At 68.1% G+C, this 17,346-nt stretch carries 13 protein-coding genes; 7 read left to right on the top strand and 6 right to left on the bottom strand.

Annotated elements, in window-relative coordinates; genetic code table 11:
- The 6 genes from ACE3P6_RS06250 to ACE3P6_RS06275 all read right to left on the bottom strand — a co-directional run.
- Positions 1-704 (bottom strand): hydroxymethylglutaryl-CoA lyase (locus ACE3P6_RS06250; RefSeq protein ID WP_374392808.1); only part of this gene is annotated, 704 nt, incomplete at its 3' end.
- Positions 697-2,694, bottom strand: coding sequence for a biotin carboxylase N-terminal domain-containing protein (locus tag ACE3P6_RS06255; RefSeq protein WP_374392810.1), 1,998 nt, complete (start codon positions 2,692-2,694; stop codon positions 697-699). The genes ACE3P6_RS06250 and ACE3P6_RS06255, both read right to left, overlap by 8 nt.
- Positions 2,695-2,698: 4 nt before the next feature.
- Entirely contained in the window at positions 2,699-4,303 is a 1,605-nt protein-coding gene (locus ACE3P6_RS06260) for a carboxyl transferase domain-containing protein (RefSeq protein ID WP_374392812.1), read from the bottom strand.
- Positions 4,300-5,166, bottom strand: a complete 867-nt coding sequence (locus ACE3P6_RS06265; protein WP_374392814.1) for a lysozyme inhibitor LprI family protein — start codon at positions 5,164-5,166, stop codon at positions 4,300-4,302. The genes ACE3P6_RS06260 and ACE3P6_RS06265 overlap by 4 nt, the downstream gene beginning before the upstream one ends.
- Positions 5,163-6,326 (bottom strand): isovaleryl-CoA dehydrogenase, encoded by a 1,164-nt coding sequence (locus ACE3P6_RS06270; protein ID WP_374392818.1) that lies wholly within the window; start codon positions 6,324-6,326, stop codon positions 5,163-5,165. The genes ACE3P6_RS06265 and ACE3P6_RS06270 overlap by 4 nt, the downstream gene beginning before the upstream one ends.
- A 12-nt stretch (positions 6,327-6,338) precedes the next feature.
- Positions 6,339-9,755 carry an indolepyruvate ferredoxin oxidoreductase family protein gene (locus ACE3P6_RS06275; protein WP_374392820.1) on the bottom strand — a complete coding sequence of 1,139 codons (3,417 nt, stop codon included), beginning with the start codon at positions 9,753-9,755 and terminating at the stop codon, positions 6,339-6,341.
- A gap of 190 nt (positions 9,756-9,945) precedes the next feature.
- On the opposite strand from ACE3P6_RS06275, the gene ACE3P6_RS06280 reads away from it, so the two are divergent.
- From ACE3P6_RS06280 to ACE3P6_RS06310, 7 genes are all read left to right on the top strand, one after another.
- On the top strand, positions 9,946-10,404 hold the full coding sequence (locus tag ACE3P6_RS06280) for an Lrp/AsnC family transcriptional regulator (RefSeq protein ID WP_374376263.1): 459 nt from the start codon (positions 9,946-9,948) through the stop codon (positions 10,402-10,404).
- Between the two features lie 129 nt (positions 10,405-10,533).
- Complete coding sequence (locus ACE3P6_RS06285) at positions 10,534-10,986, top strand: hypothetical protein (RefSeq protein ID WP_374392823.1); 453 nt, start codon at positions 10,534-10,536, stop codon at positions 10,984-10,986.
- Positions 10,987-11,169: 183 nt separating this feature from the next.
- Positions 11,170-11,835, top strand: a complete 666-nt coding sequence (locus ACE3P6_RS06290) for a DNA-binding response regulator (RefSeq protein ID WP_374392826.1) — start codon at positions 11,170-11,172, stop codon at positions 11,833-11,835.
- A 264-nt stretch (positions 11,836-12,099) separates the two neighbouring features.
- The gene (locus ACE3P6_RS06295; protein ID WP_374392829.1) at positions 12,100-13,419 is read left to right on the top strand and encodes a nucleotide sugar dehydrogenase; all 1,320 of its coding nucleotides are present in this window, start codon (positions 12,100-12,102) and stop codon (positions 13,417-13,419) included.
- A complete protein-coding gene (locus ACE3P6_RS06300; RefSeq protein ID WP_374392838.1) occupies positions 13,419-14,897 on the top strand; it encodes a glycosyltransferase in 1,479 nt (492 codons plus the stop codon). The genes ACE3P6_RS06295 and ACE3P6_RS06300 overlap by 1 nt, the downstream gene beginning before the upstream one ends.
- 24 nt (positions 14,898-14,921) lie before the next feature.
- Positions 14,922-16,004 (top strand): hypothetical protein, encoded by a 1,083-nt coding sequence (locus tag ACE3P6_RS06305; protein WP_374392832.1) that lies wholly within the window; start codon positions 14,922-14,924, stop codon positions 16,002-16,004.
- Positions 16,001-17,346, top strand: a 1,346-nt coding sequence (locus ACE3P6_RS06310) for a mannose-1-phosphate guanylyltransferase (RefSeq protein ID WP_374392835.1), incomplete at its 3' end; no start/stop codon positions are given. The genes ACE3P6_RS06305 and ACE3P6_RS06310, both read left to right, overlap by 4 nt.

Consider the following 17,346-nt stretch of genomic DNA (forward strand, 5'->3'; position numbering starts at 1 on the left):
AAGCCACCCACCGAGGCGTCGAAGACCCGCAGGCCCTTGGCGAGGCTGGTGGCGATGTTGCGCAGCGCCGTGCCTCTTGTGTCGTGATAGTGCCCGGCCAATTGGTCGGCGGGCAGGGCGGACAGAACCGCGTCCAGCATCCGACCGATGGTGTCGGGCGTGCCGTGGCCGATGGTGTCGCCGAGACTGATCTGATGGCAACCCATCTGGTGCAGCGCCTGGGTCACCTTTGCCACGGCATCCGGCGCAATGGGGCCTTCATAGGGGCAGTCGGTGACGCAGGAGACATAGCCGCGCACCGGGATACCCTCTGCCCCGGCGCGTTCCAGCACCGGGCGGAAACGGTCCAGGCTTTCGGCGATCGAGCAGTTAATGTTCTTCTGCGAGAAGCTTTCCGAGGCGGAGGCGAAGACCGCGACCTCATCGGCTTTCGCCTGCAAGGCCCGCTCCAGCCCTTGCAGGTTCGGGGTCAGCACGGCGTAGGCGATGCCGGGGCGGCGGGTGATTCCGGCCATGACCTCGGCGGCGTCGGCCATCTGCGGCACCCATTTCGGGCTGACGAAGCTGGTCACCTCGATCTGGGTGAAGCCGCAGGCGGACAGCTGGTCGACGAGGCGGATCTTGTCGGCGGTGGGCACCTGCCGGGCTTCGTTCTGCAACCCGTCGCGGGGCGAGACTTCGTAGAGGGTGACGCGGTCAGGCATCTTCGCCCTCAAGCCGGACGAGCGTGGTGCCGTCGCTGACCTGATCGCCCTCGATCACCAGCACTTCGGCGATGCGGCCATCGCGCGGGGCGGTCAGGATGTGCTCCATCTTCATCGCCTCCAGCACGACGAGCGGGTCGCCTTTGGTGACGGTCGCGCCGGGCGTCGTGTGCAGTTTGGCGACAAGGCCCGGCATCGGGGCGCTGATGGCGTCGCCGCTGTGGGTATGGCCGGTTTCGCCTTGCGGCAGGACGGGGTGGAACCCGAACGACTGGCCGTTCAGGAAAACGGTGATCGTGTCGGCGGTCTGCGCCACACCGGCGCTGCGGATCAGCCCGCCGCTTTCGAAGCGTAGGTCGCCGTTGTTGGCGAGCAGGGTGAGGGCTGTGGTGTCGGCCCCGTCCGTCACCCGGAAGCGGCCCTGGCCAAGATGTTCGATCTTCAGCGCATGGTTCTCGCCCCGGTGGTCCAGCGTCACGAAGCTTTCCGCGTTCGACCAGCCGCGCCAGCCGGTGAGGGCATCCCACGGGTCGGCGCCGGTAGGTGGATCGAGCAGGTCCAGCGCGGCGAGGGCCGCCAGCGCCGGGGCCTCGGGCGGAAGCGGGGGGCGGGCGGCGAGAAGGCCAAGGTCGCGGGCGATGAGGCCGGTGTCGACCTTGCCCGCCTGCACGTCCGGGTGCCGGGTCAGGGCGGCGAGGAAGGCGAGGTTGGTGGTCGAACCCGCGATGCGGGTGGCGTCGAGGGTCTGGCCGAGGAGGTGAAGCGCGGCGCTGCGGTCGGGGGCGTGAGTGATCACCTTGGCAATCATCGGATCGTACCAGGGGGTGATCTCGTCACCCTGCCGGACCCCGGCATCCACCCGGACCGGCCCGCGCCGGAAGGCGGTGGCAGGGGGGAAGGCGAGGTGGGTCAGCTGGCCTGTCGCGGGCAGGAAGCCGCGCTCGGCATCTTCGGCGTAAAGGCGGGCTTCGATGGCGTGGCCTTCGATATGCAGGTCCTCTTGCGTGAAGGGCAAGGGTTCGCCTGCGGCCACGCGCAGTTGCAACTCGACGAAATCAAGGCCGGTGATCGCCTCGGAAACCGGGTGTTCCACTTGCAGGCGGGTATTCATCTCCATGAACCAGAACCCGTCCTCGCGCAGCGGGCCGGAGCCGTCGGCGATGAACTCGACGGTGCCCGCGCCCCGGTAGCCGATGCTGCGCGCGGCCTGGATGGCGGCGGCGGTCATCGCGGCGCGGACGGGGGCGGTCATGCCGGGGGCGGGGGCTTCCTCGATCACCTTCTGGTGGCGGCGTTGCAGCGAGCAGTCGCGTTCGAAAAGGTGAACGGTGGTGCCCTGGGTGTCGGCGAAGACCTGCACCTCGATATGACGGGGCGAGGAGATGTATTTCTCGATCAGGCAGGCGGGATCGCCGAAGCTGGCCTGCGCCTCGCGGGCGGCACTTTCCAGCGCGGCCGGAAAGGCGGCAGGGTCTTCGACCAGACGCATCCCCTTGCCGCCGCCGCCGGCGCGGGCCTTGATCAGCACGGGGTAGCCGATGGCTTCGGCCTCGCGTGCAAGGCGTTCGGGGTCCTGATCCTCGCCATGATAGCCGGGCACGACGGGGACGCCTGCCGCTTCCATCAGCCGCTTGGCCGCGTCCTTCAGGCCCATCGCGCGGATGGCGCTGGCGGGGGGGCCGATGAAGACAAGGCCAGCCGCTTCGACGGCGTCCACGAAACCGGGGTTTTCCGACAGGAAGCCGTAGCCGGGGTGGATCGCCTGCGCTCCGGTGCGGAGGGCGGCGGCGATGATCGCCTGACCGTTCAGGTAGCTTTCGGCGACGGGGGCGGGGCCGATGCGGACGGCCTCGTCGGCCAGCGTGACGTGGAGCGCCGTCGCATCAGCGTCGGAATGGACGGCGACAGTGGCGATGCCCATCCGGCGCGCGGTGGCGATGACGCGGGCGGCGATCTCGCCCCGGTTGGCGATCAGGACCTTCTGGAACATGGGCTCACATCCTGAAGAGGCCGAAGCGGGTGGGCGGAATCGGCGCGTTCAGCGTGGCGGAGAGCGACAGCGCCAGCACCTCGCGGCTGCGGCGCGGGTCGATGATGCCGTCGTCCCAAAGCCGGGCAGAGGCGTAGAGCGGGTGCGACTGGCGCTCGAACATCTCGATCGTGGGGCGCTTGTAGGCGGCTTCCTCCTCGGGCGACCAGCTACCGCCCTTGCGCTCGATCGCGTCGCGCCGGACGGTGGCGAGGACGCCTGCCGCCTGTTCGCCGCCCATGACGGAGATCCGGCTGTTCGGCCAGGTCCAGAGAAAGCGCGGGCCATAGGCCCGGCCGCACATGCCGTAGTTTCCCGCCCCGAACGACCCGCCGACGATCAGCGTGACCTTTGGCACCTGGCTGGTGGCGACCGCCGTCACCAGCTTGGCCCCGTCCTTGGCGATGCCCCGGTTCTCCGCCGTCTTGCCCACCATGAAGCCGGAGATGTTCTGCAGGAACACCAGCGGGATACCGCGCTGCGAACACAACTCCACGAAATGCGCGGCCTTCAGCGCGCTTTCGGAAAAGATCACCCCATTGTTGCCGATGATCCCGACCGGAATGCCCATCACATGCGCGAAGCCGCAGACGATGGTGGTGCCGTAGCGCGGCTTGAATTCGTCAAGGCGCGAGCCGTCCACGGTGCGGGCGATGACCTCGCGGATGTCGTAGGGGGTTTTCGTCTCGGCGGGGACGATGCCCAGCAGCTCATCAGGGTCATAGGCCGGGGGTTCGGGTGCTTGCAGGACCACAGGCGCGGACTTGCGCCGGTTCAGGCTGGCGACAGCCCGGCGGGCGAGGAGGAGGGCATGGGCGTCATCCTCGGCCAGCAGGTCCGCCACGCCGGAGAGCCGGGTGTGGACATCGCCCCCGCCAAGTTCCTCGGCGCTGACGACTTCGCCCGTCGCGGCCCTGACCAGCGGCGGTCCGGCGAGGAAGATCGTGCCCTGATCCTTCACGATAATGGTCACGTCGGACATCGCGGGTACATAGGCCCCCCCGGCGGTGCAGGAGCCCATGACCACGGCGATCTGCGCGATGCCCTCGGCGGACATGTTGGCCTGGTTGAAGAAGATGCGCCCGAAATGGTCGCGGTCGGGGAAGACCTCGTCCTGGTTCGGCAGGTTCGCCCCGCCCGAGTCGACCAGATAGACGCAGGGCAGCCGGTTCTCGGCGGCGATCTCCTGCGCGCGGAGGTGCTTCTTGACCGTCATCGGGAAATAGGTGCCGCCCTTCACCGTGGCGTCGTTGCAGACGACCATCACCTCCTGCCCCTCGACCCTGCCGATCCCAGCGATCAGCCCGGCGGACGGGCTGGCGCCGTCGTACATGCCCTGCGCGGCGAAAAGGCCGATCTCCAGGAAGGGCGAGCCGGGGTCCAGAAGCCGGTCGATCCGTTCGCGGGGGAGAAGCTTGCCCCGGCTGCGGTGCAGCTCACGCGCCCGGTCGCCGCCGCCTGCCAGGGCCAGGCCAGCCGCGGCCCGCACGACCTCCAGCGCGGCAAGGTTGGCCTCGCGGTTGGCAAGGAAGCTGGCAGATCTGGGAGAGGCGGAAGAGGTAAGAATCATGGCTCATCTTGCTCGCCTTGATACCAGTTTCGGAGGGACACCGCTCTTTCAGCGGTCATGTGCAGAAGGCACAACGTCGACGCAATGTTTCTCATGCTACCGTGTCCCCATTTGGCATATTCCATTGCACACTGGGCGTCACGAAAAGCCAACCAGGTTCGCTGAGAGTTCCAGACCGCGTCTGTAGCGTTCTCAGGCGGCGATGGCTCAGCGGCATCCGATTCTGACGCGACGCGAAGTGCAGACTTGTATTCGGTATCGAGAATGATTTTCCAGGCGACATATTCGAGTCCATTGCAGCCCACAATTCCAAGCGTGGTCTGGCCGCCATCAGAAATGGATTGACAATGGCGCGATGCAGTGCCCACACACGTCAGATCGCCTGACGTGATGGCTTGGCCAAAACAAGTCTCAACGCTTGCTTCCAGGGATTGCTGATCCGTTAACTGTTCACGGCCTTCTCCTATAACAGCCAAGGCTTGCCGCGCGAGATTATTTCGCCTGCACTTTGCGATCTCGTTGTCGCGTAGATTGATTGACCAGGGTTCCGAATGCTCGGTCTCAGACAAATCGGTCGGACAAATGTCAGGCGACGGTTCGCTCAACGAAATTCCGGCAATATCTTGCCAGAAGTCGGCCTCTTCGGCCAAGCACCACGTTGCTGCCTTCAATGCGCTCGGCGCAACTTTTTCGGAAGCTCGTTCTTCGCAATCATCGAGGAAAAGGCCTATGCATGCAGTTCCCTTGCCTTGTTCCACACAGCCCTTCATCGCATTGATCTGATTGTCGGTCAGGAGGTCTTCAGACCTTGCATCGGTTGCAAGGGCGAGCCCAAGAACAAAGAACACAACGAACGACCTCACCCCATCGCTCCCATCATCTCGCGCCCGATCAGCATCCGGCGGATTTCGCTGGTGCCGGCGCCGATCTCCATCAGCTTGGCGTCGCGGAACAACCGGCTGACCGGGGTTTCGTTCATGAACCCGGCCCCGCCCATCGCCTGCACGGCCTGATGCGCGACGACCATCGCCTCTTCCGAGGCGTAAAGCACGCAGGCTGCGGCATCGGCCCGTGTGACCTGGCCCCGGTCGCAGGAACGGGCGACGGCGTAGACATAGGCGCGGGCCGAGTTCAGCTTGGTATACATGTCGGCGATCTTGCCCTGCATCAGCTGGAAGTCGCCAACCCGCTGCCCGAACTGCTTGCGGCTGACCATGTAGGGCATGATCTCGTCCAGGCAGGCGGCCATGATCCCGGTGCCGATCCCGGACAGCACGACGCGCTCATAGTCGAGGCCCGACATCAGCACGCGCACGCCCTTGCCCTCGGTGCCCAGCACGTTCTCGAACGGAACCTCGACATCCTCGAACACCAGCTCCGCCGTATTCGACCCGCGCATCCCCAGCTTGTCGAAGTGCTTCGAGGTGCTGAACCCCTTCATCGTTTTCTCGACCAGAAAGGCGGTGATCCCCTTCGATCCGGCCTCGGGGTCGGTCTTGGCGTAAACGACCAGCGTATCGGCATCCGGCCCGTTGGTGATCCAGTATTTCGTGCCGTTCAGGACGTAGTAGCCATTCCGCTTTTCCGCCCGAAGCTTCATCGACACCACGTCCGAGCCCGCCCCGGCCTCGGACATCGCCAGCGCGCCGACATGGGTGCCGCTGATCAGGCCAGGCAGGTATTTGCGCTTTTGTGCTTCGGTCCCGTTCAGCTTGATCTGGTTGACGCAGAGGTTGGAATGCGCGCCGTAGGACAGTGAGACCGAAGCCGAGGCGCGGGCGATCTCCTCGATGGCGACGGTATGGGCGAGATAGCCCATCCCCGCGCCGCCGTATTCCTCCGGCACGGTGATGCCAAGAAGGCCAAGGTTGCCGAGTTCCGGCCACAGCTCGGGCGGGAAGGCATTGGTCCGGTCGATGGCGGCGGCCATCGGCTTGACCCGGTCTTGCGCCCAGCGGTGGACCATCTCGCGCAGGGCGTCGATTTCGGGGCCAAGGTCGAAGTTCATCGATGCCAGAAACATGCCGGGTCCTTCCTATTCCGCGGCCAGCGCCACGGGGTTGCCGTCAAGCGTGGCCAGCAGTTCCGCCCGCCGTGCCATCTGTTTCGCAAAGGCTGCTTCCTTCACCGGACCATAGCCGCGAATCTGCAGCGGCAAGCCGAGAAGTTCACGGATCAGCGGCAGGGTGTCGGGGGTGACATGCTCCGCGCGGGCGAGGTCGGCTTCGTAAAGCGTAGGAAGCTGGCGTTCCAGCTTGCGGTCGGCGCTGTGGCGGAACGGGTCGGCCCAGGTGCCGCGCAGGGGTTTCAGGTGGGCAAGCAGGCGGAGGGCGGGGAAGATCCACGGGCCGAAGCTGCGCTTCTTCGGGCGGCCATCGGCGGCGGTGCCGGGCAGGAAAGGCGGCGCGAGGTTCAGCGACAGACGGTAGCCACCCGCGAATTCGGCCTCCAGCCCTTCGCGGAAGGCGGGGAGGCTGTAGAGGCGCGCAACCTCGTATTCGTCCTTGGGGGCGAGGACCTTGGCATAGGCCTCGGCCACGCTGCGGCGCAGGGCTTCGTCGGGCGGAAGCCGGTCCAGCGCGGCGCGGTAGCGGGTGGCCAGCGCCTCGTTCTGCCAGGCGCGCAGGTGGGCGGCGCGGGCGTCGATCAGGGCGCTGAGGGTCAGCGGTTCCGGCGCCTGTGGCGGATGCGCCAGCGCGGTCACGGCGGCGGGGTCGTGGGCCAGACGGCGGCCCCAGTCGAAAGCTTCGCTATTGGCTTTGACCGCGACCCCGTTCAGGCGGATCGCCTCCAGGATCGACTCGCGGGCCAGCGGCACCAGCCCGCTTTGCCAGGCATGGCCCAGCATCATCAGGTTCGCCCCGATCTCGTCGCCGGTCAGCGCCTTGGCCAGCGCCGAGAAGTCGTGGACATGGCGCGTGCGGGTGGCGGCGCTGATGCTGGCCATGACCTGCGGCTGGCGGAAGTCGAAGTCGCGCTGGCGGGTGAAGTCGGAGACCGGAGCGAGGTGGGTGTTCAGGATCACCGTGGTCCGGTCGGGCGCGCAGAGCAGGATCGCCTCTTTCGAGGCGGCCACCACCGGGTCGGCGGCGATGAGAAGGTCGGCGGAACCGGCGGCGATGCGGGGGGCGGCGACGGGGCGGTCGGGGCGCGAGATGCGGACATGGCTCATCACCGCGCCGCCTTTCTGCGCCAGCCCCGCCATGTCGAGGACCATCGGGATCTTGCCCTCGACATGCGCGGCCATCCCAAGGATCGCGCTGATCGTCAGGACGCCGGTGCCGCCGACCCCGGCCAATGCCAGGTTCCAGGCGCGGTCGATCTGCGGCAGGGTCGGGTCGGGCAAAGTGGCGATGTCGGTGCCAGCTCTTGCCGGGGCCTTGCGGAGTGTTGCGCCGTGGACCGAGACGAAAGAGGGGCAGAAGCCCTTGAGGCAGGAATAATCCTTGTTGCAGGCCGACTGGTTGATCCTGCGCTTGCGGCCGAGGTCGGTCTCCAGGGGCTCGACGGCGATGCAGTTCGATTGCACGGAACAGTCGCCGCAGCCCTCGCAGACGGCGGGGTTGATCCAGAGCCGCAGGTCGGGGTCCGTCGCCTCGCCCCGCTTGCGGCGGCGACGAAGTTCGGCGGCGCAGGTCTGCTCAAAGACGATGACGGTGACGCCAGGCACCTGGCGCAGCTCCAGCATCACCGCGTCGATCGCGTCGCGGTGGCGGATTTCGGTGCCGGGGGCAAGGTCGGCGGGCCGGTAGACATCCGGGCGGTCGGACATCAGCACGATGCGGGCGACGCGTTCGTCGTGCATCAGGTGGGTGATCTGTTCGGGGGTCAGTTCCCCGTCGATCGGCTGGCCGCCGGTCATCGCCACGGCGTCGTTCACCAGGATCTTGTAGGTGATGCTGGCCCCCGCCGCGACCGACTGGCGGATGGCGAGATGGCCGGAATGGAAGAAGGTCCCGTCGCCGAGGTTGACGAAGCGATGCGTCTCGTCGGTGAAGTGGCGGATCGCCGTCCAGGGCACGCCCTCGGCGCCCATATGGGTGAAGGTCTCGGTCCGCCGGTCCATCCATTGCGCCATGAAGTGACAGCCGATCCCGGCCATCGCGGTCGAGCCTTCGGGCACGCGGGTCGAGGTGTTGTGCGGGCAGCCGGGGCAGTAGTGCGGCAGGCGCAGCACCGGGGGGACATGGGCCGTCGCGCGGGCTTCGGCGGCGTGCAGGTGGTCGGCCCTTGCGCGCAGGCGGTCGGCCAGCCCTTCGGGCAGGTCCAGGTGCAAGAGCCGTTCCGCGATGGCCCCGGCGACGGTCGCCACGGTCAGCCCGGCAGAGAGGCCGAGGAAGGGGCGATCCTCGTGGTCGAACTTGCCGACGATGCGGGGACGGACGTCGGCACGCCAGTTGAAGAGCTGTTCCTTGATCTGGTTCTCGATGATCTCGCGGCGTTCCTCGACGATCAGCACTTCCTCCAGCCCTTCGGAGAAATGCCTGATCCCCTCGGGCTCCAGCGGCCAGGGCATCCGCACCTTGTAGAGCCTGATCCCGATGGCCGCCTGTTCCTGCGGGCCAAGGCCAAGCTCGGCCAGGGCCTGCCGCACATCCTCATAGGCCTTCCCCGAGGCGACGATCCCGAAACGGTCGCCCGGATGGCGGACGATCAGCCGGTCCACCCCGTTGGCCCGTGCGAAGGCGATGGCGGCATAGCCCTTCTGTTCCTGCAGCCGGGCATCCTGCACCAAGGGCGGATCGGGCCAGCGCAGGTTCAGCCCGCCGGGGGGAAGCTGGAAATCCGGCGGCAGGACGAAGCTTCGCGCCTCTTGTGCCAGGTCGATGACCGAGGAAATCTCCACCGTCTCGGAGATCACCTTGAAGCCGACCCAGCAGCCGGAGAACCGCGACATGGCGATGCCGAGGAGGCCCATCTCCAGGAATTCATGCACCGAAGACGGGTAGAGCATCGGCATCAGCGCCGAGATGAACGCGTGGTCCGACTGGTGCGGGATCGACGACGATTTGCAGGTGTGATCATCCCCCGCAATCGCCAGCACGCCCCCCAGCGCCGCCGATCCCGCCGCGTTGGCGTGCTTGAACACGTCGCCGCAACGGTCGACCCCCGGCCCCTTGCCGTACCAGAGGCCGACAACGCCATCCTTCCGCGCGCCGGGCGAAAGCTGCACCTGCTGGCTGCCCCAGACGGCGGTGGCGGCGAGGTCTTCGTTCAGGCCGGGCTGGAACACGATACCATGCCGGTCGAGATGCTTCCGCGCCTTCACAAGCTGCTGGTCATAGCCGCCAAGCGGTGAGCCGCGATAGCCCGAGATGAAGGCCGCAGTGTTCAGCCCCGCAGCATGGTCGCGGCGCATCTGGGTCATCGGCAGGCGGACCAGCGCCTGCGTCCCGGTCAGATAGACCGAGCCGCTTTCCGCCGTGTACTTGTCGTCCAGCGTGAGGACCATGCCGTGCTCCCCCCGGCCCGGATGACCGGACCGTCCTGAGATCAGCCTAGGACAGGTCAGCGGAAACAGGGTCGCCAATCCCGGCCCGATTGCCCGCCAGATTGGAACAGCGTATCACAACCTGCATCTCTTGTGGTAACATGTTGCTGTGGCCCGCCCTGCCCCGCCAACCTGTCGCAAAAGGACTCGCATGGACCTTGACGAGCCAGACCGGCGCATCCTGCGCGCCTTGCAGGACCAGCCCGACCTGACCCTGCGCGAGCTGGGCGAGGTCGCGGGCCTTAGCCATTCGCCCTGCTGGCGGCGGTTGCAGCGCCTGCAGGAAACCGGCGCGATCAGCCCGAAGCGCTTCGTCGTCGACCCGGAAGCGGTGGGGTTCGAGATCCTGGTCCTGTGCTTCGTGAAGATTTCCCACCACCAGCGCGACCGGCTGCGCGCCTTCGAGGAGGCGGTGGCGAAGGTGCCCGAGGTGATGCAGTGCTATTCGCTCAGCGGCGAATACGACTATGTGCTGCAGGTCATCGCCACCAGCGTCCGCCACTACGAGGCGACGGTGAAGAACGCGATTGTCGAGTTGCCGAACGTGCAGTCGATCAACACCAGTTTCACGCTGAAACGGGTGAAACACAGCCTGAACGTGCCTGTCTGACGGCGGTTTCCCCGGGTGCGGGGGAACAATGCCCCGACCTGCCGGTTGCGGGGTCTGGCGACTTCCGGCCAGGCGCGACCGCGAGCAGGCGGGCTGCGTCCCCCATGCAAAGGATGGAAAGGACGAAAGATGAAACAGGTCATGCTTGCCGTGCCGGTCGCGGTGCTGTGCGCCGGGGCTGCACTGGCCCAGACCGAGACGACGACGCAGGGTGACGCTTCCGGCACGGCCACTGCGGGTGCGACGGGCGAGATGTTCGGGACCAGTTGGCCCCTGTCGGTCGGGACGACCTTCTTCACCGGCGCGGACAGCGCAACCCGGCGCAGTGCGGACGAGTTGGCGAAGGGCTGGCAGTCGCTGAGCCCGGAAGACCAGACCATGATCCGCACCGATTGCGAGGCCTTCCTGGCCGCCCATGCCGACGGGGCCGCGCCGACCGAGGGCGGTGCGACCGCCGAGGCGGGTGCAACCGCACCGGCAACCGGAACGGCCGGGTCCGAGTCCGGCACGGCGGCCACGGTTCCGGCGGGATACGACCTGGCGGAAATGCAGGCGATCTGCGGCGCGGTCGGCACGTTCTGACGCTTTCCTGCGCGACAGGGCCAAGGGGATCGGCCAGAAATCGCCGGTTCCGCCGCGCAACCTGCGGTGGATGGACGGCCGGGCTGGGAACATCCGGCCATTTCGTCTGTTATGGGCTGGCGAAGTCCCTCGGGAGGGTGCCACCGCCATGCCGATCGACCCCATCGTCCAGTCGAGACCGCGATGACAGCGCCGGGGCCAGGCCTGAGCATCGCGATCATTGATGCCAATCCGCTGTTGGCGGATGGCCTGGCCGTGCTTCTGCTTCAGGACCCGGGCTTTGCGGCCCGGGTCCTGGTCGTGGGACCGTCCGGGCCCTGGGACGCGGCGGGGGAGCTGGACGTGATCATCCTCGATCCGGGGCAGACCGAATCCTGCCCGACCGAAATGATGCGGAAGCTGGGCTGCCGTGCACGTGCGGTCCTGGGCTATTGCAGCTCGCTGTCCGACCGGCTGGCGCGCGCCTGCATCGCGGCGGGTTTCCGCGGAATCCTGCCGAAGACGGTGTCGTTCGAGACATTGAAGGTCGCTCTCGCCACCACGGCGCAGGGCGGCATCTTCATCGACGCGGCCTTCGCGGCGGCCATCGCCCCCGACCCGGACGAGGAGACCCCGCCCGCCCCCGTGCAGGAGGCCTGCCTGTCCGCGCGCGAACTGTTCGTGCTGAAATCGGTGGCGCATGGCAAGTCGATGAAGGAAATCGGCAAGGAACTGGACCTGTCCTGCAAGACGATCGAGACCTACAAGGCGCGCGGGTCCAGCAAGCTGAACCTTTCCGGGCGGCGGCAGATCGTGGAATTCGCCATCGCGCAGGGCTGGGTCGATTCGCCCCGCGTTCCGCCTGGATAGGCCGGAAACCGGCGGGCCAGACCGCCCTGAAGCCGCCGGAAAGCGGTGGCCGGGCCGGTTTTGCAGTCGCAGGATCGCCTGTCGGTCTTTTCCTTACACCACCCGTTTACGCCTGTCAGGTTCCGGTGGTCCTGTGGGGGAAAACCCCGGAATCCGGGCGAATCCTGTGGGGTCTTTGCCCGACTTTTTCCGCATTGCCACCCGTGCCTAGGCTGTTTCGGGATGCTGCACCTGCCGCATCGCTGACAGGAAGGACAAGCGGAAATGGCGCGGATCGCGGTGTTCGGAATTGGCTATGTGGGCGCGGTCTCGGCCGCGTGCCTGGCGCGGGACGGGCATCAGGTGATCGCGGTCGATGCCGACCCCGGCAAGGTCGCGGCCATTGCGGCGGGACGGTCCCCGATCGTCGAGCAGGGGCTGCCGGACCTGATCGCCGCGATGGTGGAGGCAGGGCGCCTGCGGGCCACCACCGATGCGCAAAGGGCTGTGCGGGAGAGCGAGGCCTCGTTCGTCTGCGTCGGAACGCCGAGCGCGGCGGACGAGTCCATCGGGCTGGACCAGGTGCGGGCGGTGTCGGAGGCGATCGGGCGCGCCTTGGCGGGGCATCCGGGCTTTCACTCGGTGGTGATGCGGTCGACCATCGTGCCGGGGACGATGGAGGGGGTCTGCATCCCGATCCTGGAAGCGGCCTCGGGCCGGGTGGCGGGGCAGGATTTCGGGGTGGGCTACTACCCGGAATTCCTGCGCGAAAGCACGGCGATCCGCGACTACCTGGACCCCGGCCTGATCGTCTTCGGCGCGCTGGATGCGGCGACGGGGGCCTTGCTGGCCGGGTTGAACCGCGACCTGCCCTGCGAGAGCCACATGGTCGACCTGCCGACGGCGGAGATGGTGAAATACACCTCGAACGCCTGGCGGGCGGTGAAGGTCAGCTTCGCCAACGAGATCGGGAACATTGCCAAGGCGGCCGGGTTGGACGGGCAGCGGATCATGCAGGTCCTCTGTTCCGACCACAAGGTTGCCATGAGCCCCCATTTCCTGCGCCCCGGCTTTGCCTTCGGCGGGTCCTGTCTGCCGAAGGACGTCCGGGCCTTGCGCGCCTTTGCGGCGGGGCGGGGAGTTGCCGCACCGCTCCTGGAGGCGGTGCTGGCGGCCAATGCGGCGCAGGTCCGCCGGGCGGAGGCGATGATCGAGGCCACGGGCAAGCGCCGGGTGGGGATGGTCGGCATCAGCTTCAAGCCCGGCACCGACGACCTGCGGGAAAGCCCGCTGGCGGAACTGGCGGGCCGACTGATCCGGCGCGGGCTGGACCTGCGGGTCTATGACCCCTTCGTCACCGAGGCGCTGGCGAATGACGCCCCCGCGCCGGGCCGGGGCCTGAGCGAGGATATCGGCCTGGGGCAGCGGCTGGTGGGCACCATCGACGAACTGATCGAAGGCTCGGAAATCGTGCTGGTCGGCAACCGCTATGACGAGGCGATCCCGCCCCTGCAGGCGGCTTTGGGCAACCGCCCGATGATCGACCTGGCGCGGATCCTGCCGGGCCAGCGGTCGGCGGGCAGCTACGAGGGGATCTGCTGGTGATGCGCGCGCTGGCCACTGTCCTTGGTCACATGTGCTACCTGGCGGTGCTGGCCCTCTTGGTGCTGTCAATCCCGCCAGGGGCGCTGGGGCATGTCTCGAACGGGCTGATCGTGGTGGGGGCGATCGGGGCCTGGCGCTATGGCTGGGCGCTGGTCAACTTCCTGCGCGCGGCCTGGTATCGGGCGCGGGCCTATCCGCGGTTGAAGGCGCGGGCGCTTGCAGCCCATGCGGCCAGCCCGGTTCAGGGCCATGCCTGGTTCCTGATCACCAGCTACCGGATCGACACCGAGACGACGCGGCGAGTCTACCGGGCGCTGTTCCGTGCGGCGGCGGCAGCGCCGGGGGGCGCCACCGTCATCGCCTCGGTGGTCGAGACGGCGGATGCCCGGCTGATCCGGCAGCTTCACGCGGCGATGGACGTGCCGATGCAGGGAGTGCGGCTGGTCGTCGACCAGATCCCCGGGACGGGAAAGCGGGATGCGCTGGCCCGGTCGCTGCGGCTGATCGCCGGGCAGGCCCCGTCGCGGCGCGACATCCTGCATCTGGTCGACGGCGACAGCTGCGTGCCCGAGGACATCGTTGACGCCTCGGCCCCGTTCTTCAGCGATCCGAAGGTGGGCGCGCTGACCACCGACGAGGCCGCCGAAATCAGCGTACCGGGCCTGTTCGCCGACTGGTTCGCCCTGCGCTTCACCCAGCGGCAGATGATGATGTGTTCGGCCGGGCTCTCGGGCCGGGTGCTGACGCTGACCGGCCGCATGTCGATCTTCCGGGCCGACCTGGCGACCCGGCCCGAGTTCATCCGCCTTGTGCAGCATGACCACATCGATCACTGGCGCCTGGGGCGGGTGGATTTCCTGACCGGCGACGACAAGTCGACCTGGTTCTGGCTGCTGCAACGCGGCTACCGCATGCTGTACCTGCCCGATGTGACCTCGATCTCGCTGGAGAGCCAGCCGAAGCCCGGCTTTGCCGAAAGCGCCGTCACGCTGATGATCCGCTGGTTCGGCAACATGCTGCGCACCAATTCCCGCGCGCTGGCGCTGGGGCCGCAGCGGATCGGGCTGTTCACCTGGTGGTCGATCCTGGACCAGAAGATCGGCATCTGGACCACGCTGGCCGGGCCGATCTCGATGCTTCTTGCGGCGGTCTTCGTCGAGCCGATGGTGCTTCCGGCCTATCTCGCCTGGGTGATGGCGACGCGCTACCTGTTCTGCTGGGTGCTGGCGACAGTGCGGGGTCGCGGCTTCCCGATCACCTGGCCCCTGCTGCTGTATTTCGGCCAGATCGTCGGCGCGGCGGTGAAAAGCCATGTGCTGTTCCGGCTGGATCGCCAGCGCTGGACCCGCCAGTCCACCGAAGGCGCGGGACAGGCCACCCCCGGCGCGGGGCTGCGCGCCTTCGGCTCGACCTATGTGCATGCCCTGGCTCTCGGCTGGCTGACCTTCGGGGTCATGCTCTTGTCGGGGCTTGTCTGAATCCGCCCGGAAAAGGAGCGAACCTTGGATCACGCCCTCTCGTCTTCGCAGCGCCAGGTGCCGGACCTGCCCCTTGCCGGGCCGACCGATCATCCGGTGATCGCCATGCCGTTCCATGTCGAGATCGACGGACGGCAGTACAAGGGCCGGGGAATTTCGCTGGTCCGGGCGGAAATCGCCGGGTTGATCGACCCGCACATGGCGGGGCTGGAACGGATGGCCTGGCTGGTCTTCCGGTTCCAGGGGTTCACCGTGGGCCTGCCGGTCGAGGTGCGGATGCAGGAGGCGGATGCGGCGCGAGGCACGGCGGCGCTGGTTTTCCTTGACCCGACGGGCGAGCACCTGCCGCAGTTGCGCCACCTGGTCAATGCCTGGATCGCGGGCGATCTGGTCACGCTGGGCCAGGCCATCGCGGTGCGCCCGGTGGCGGCAAAGCCGGGGGCGGGGCAGGCCGCGCGCCGCCTGCCCCGCCTGCGCGGGATGCTTCTGTTGCTGGTCCTGACGGCGGCGCTCGTCGGGCTGGTGGCGGGCAAGCTGTTCCAGCGCGTCTTCACACACCGGCTGGCGACCCCGGTGGTGGCCGGGTTCGACGGTCGCACGCTGGCGGCGACGGCGACCGGGCAGGTTGAGTTCCTGGATCCGCAGGCGAAACCGGGCGAGGTGGCCTATGCGATACGGGCCAACACCGGGCAGGTGCTGTCGGTCGCCATGCCCTGCGACTGCCGGGTCGAGGTGCTGGGGGTCGAGGCAGGCTCGACCGTCTTTGCGGGCGATCCGGTGCTGCGCGTCTCGGCCCCGGACGCAGGGCTGGTCGTGACCGGCTTTGCGCTGCCCGAGGAGATGCTGGACCTGGCGCGGGCGAGCGGGGTGGACCTGCGCTTTGCCGATGGCCTGCATGTCGCGGCGGGACTGGCGCCGGGCGGCATCGGATCGGCTGCGCCGGGCGCGCCGGTGCCGTTCCGGCTGGTCCCGGCCGAGCCGCTGCCCGCCGACCGGCTGGGCCAGCTGGCCGAGGTCACGCTGCGCTATCCGGTGCCGGGGCTGATCCGGCCGCTCTCGCGGCTGGCCGACAGGGTGCTTCCCGCAGCAGAGGCGAAAGTGCCATGACCCATCCGATTGTCCCCGTGGTCCTGTGCGGCGGAATGGGGTCCCGCCTGTGGCCGATGAGCCGGGTCGACCAGCCGAAGCAGTTCCAGCCGACGCAGGGCAAGGGCAGCCTGACCTATTTCCAGGCCACGTTGCAACGCCACCGCGGCGGCGCCTTCGCGGCTCCGGTCGTGGTGGCCAATGCCCGTCAGGCCGCGCTGGTGCATCGCCAGCTGGACGAGGTGCAGCTGCGCGGCCAGGTGATCGGCGAGCCGGTCGGGCGCAACACCGGCCCGGCGGTGCTGGCCGCCGCGATCTGCGCGGTGCGGGCCGACCCCGAGGCGGTGATCCTGGTCCTGCCCTCCGACCACATGATCAAGGGCGACCTGAACCCGACCGTCACCGCGATGCGCCCTGCTGCCGAGGAGGGCCGGATCGTCAGCTTCGGCGTGGTCCCGACCTATCCGGAGACCGGCTATGGCTATCTGACCGACGGCGGGCCCTGCCAGCGTCATCCGGGGTTGCGCCAGGTGGGGCAGTTCGTGGAAAAGCCCTGCCGCGACCAGGCCGAGCGGTTGATCGCCGCGGGCGGGGTCTATTGGGCCTCGGGGATCAGCCTGATGCGGGCCGATACCCTGATCCGCGAGTTCGCGCGCCTGGACCCGACCACCCATGCGGCGGTCACGGCGGCGGTGGCGGCGGCCGACATCCGCACGCTGGGGATCGTGCTGGACGAGGCCACCTTCCGCCGCGCGGCGAACGAGCCGACCGAGCGGCAGGTGTTCGAGCGCACGCCCTGCATCGCGCTGGCCCCGCTGGAAGGGGTGGAGTGGAGCGACGTCGGGGCCTGGAACGCGGTCCATGCGGTGTCGGACCGCGACGGCGACGGCAACGTGCTGCATGGCGACGTGGTGGCGTTGAACACCCGGAATTCGCTGGTGCAAAGCGAGGGACGGCTGGTCGCGGTGATCGGGATGCAGGACGCGGTGGTGATCGACACGCCGGATGCGCTGCTGGTCACGCAGCGGGCGCAGTCGCAGGAGGTGAAGGCCCTGGTCGAGCGGCTGAAGGCCGAGCGGCGCCGCGAGGTGGACAGCCACCGGCTGCGCGAAATGCCCTGGGGCCGGATCGAGACGGTAGCCGTCGACACCGGGCATGACATGCGGATCATGACGGTCGAGCGCCGGGCCAGCCTGCAAGTGAACGGAACCGGGCTGGGGCCAAGCCTGCTGACGGTGATGTCGGGCGAGGGGCGCTGCCTGATCGACGGCGAGGAGGTCAGCATGCGGCGCGGCCAGTCCGTCGCCATCGACCCCGACCATGCGCTGCCGGTCACCAACATCTCGGACCGCGAGCTGAAGCT

It is taken from the genome of Tabrizicola sp., from assembly GCF_041911175.1.
Lineage (GTDB): Bacteria > Pseudomonadota > Alphaproteobacteria > Rhodobacterales > Rhodobacteraceae > Tabrizicola.

Bases quoted from the DNA above. Each gene is read 5' to 3' on its own strand.
- ACE3P6_RS06290 (WP_374392826.1), top strand. From the start codon at position 11,170: ATGACAGCGCCGGGGCCAGGCCTGAGCATCGCGATCATTGATGCCAAT.
- ACE3P6_RS06300 (WP_374392838.1), top strand. From the start codon at position 13,419: ATGCGCGCGCTGGCCACTGTCCTTGGTCACATGTGCTACCTGGCGGTG.
- ACE3P6_RS06255 (WP_374392810.1), bottom strand. From the start codon at position 2,694: ATGTTCCAGAAGGTCCTGATCGCCAACCGGGGCGAGATCGCCGCCCGC.
- ACE3P6_RS06260 (WP_374392812.1), bottom strand. From the start codon at position 4,303: ATGATTCTTACCTCTTCCGCCTCTCCCAGATCTGCCAGCTTCCTTGCC.
- ACE3P6_RS06270 (WP_374392818.1), bottom strand. From the start codon at position 6,326: ATGTTTCTGGCATCGATGAACTTCGACCTTGGCCCCGAAATCGACGCC.
- ACE3P6_RS06295 (WP_374392829.1), top strand. From the start codon at position 12,100: ATGGCGCGGATCGCGGTGTTCGGAATTGGCTATGTGGGCGCGGTCTCG.
- ACE3P6_RS06275 (WP_374392820.1), bottom strand. From the start codon at position 9,755: ATGGTCCTCACGCTGGACGACAAGTACACGGCGGAAAGCGGCTCGGTC.
- ACE3P6_RS06280 (WP_374376263.1), top strand. From the start codon at position 9,946: ATGGACCTTGACGAGCCAGACCGGCGCATCCTGCGCGCCTTGCAGGAC.
- ACE3P6_RS06285 (WP_374392823.1), top strand. From the start codon at position 10,534: ATGAAACAGGTCATGCTTGCCGTGCCGGTCGCGGTGCTGTGCGCCGGG.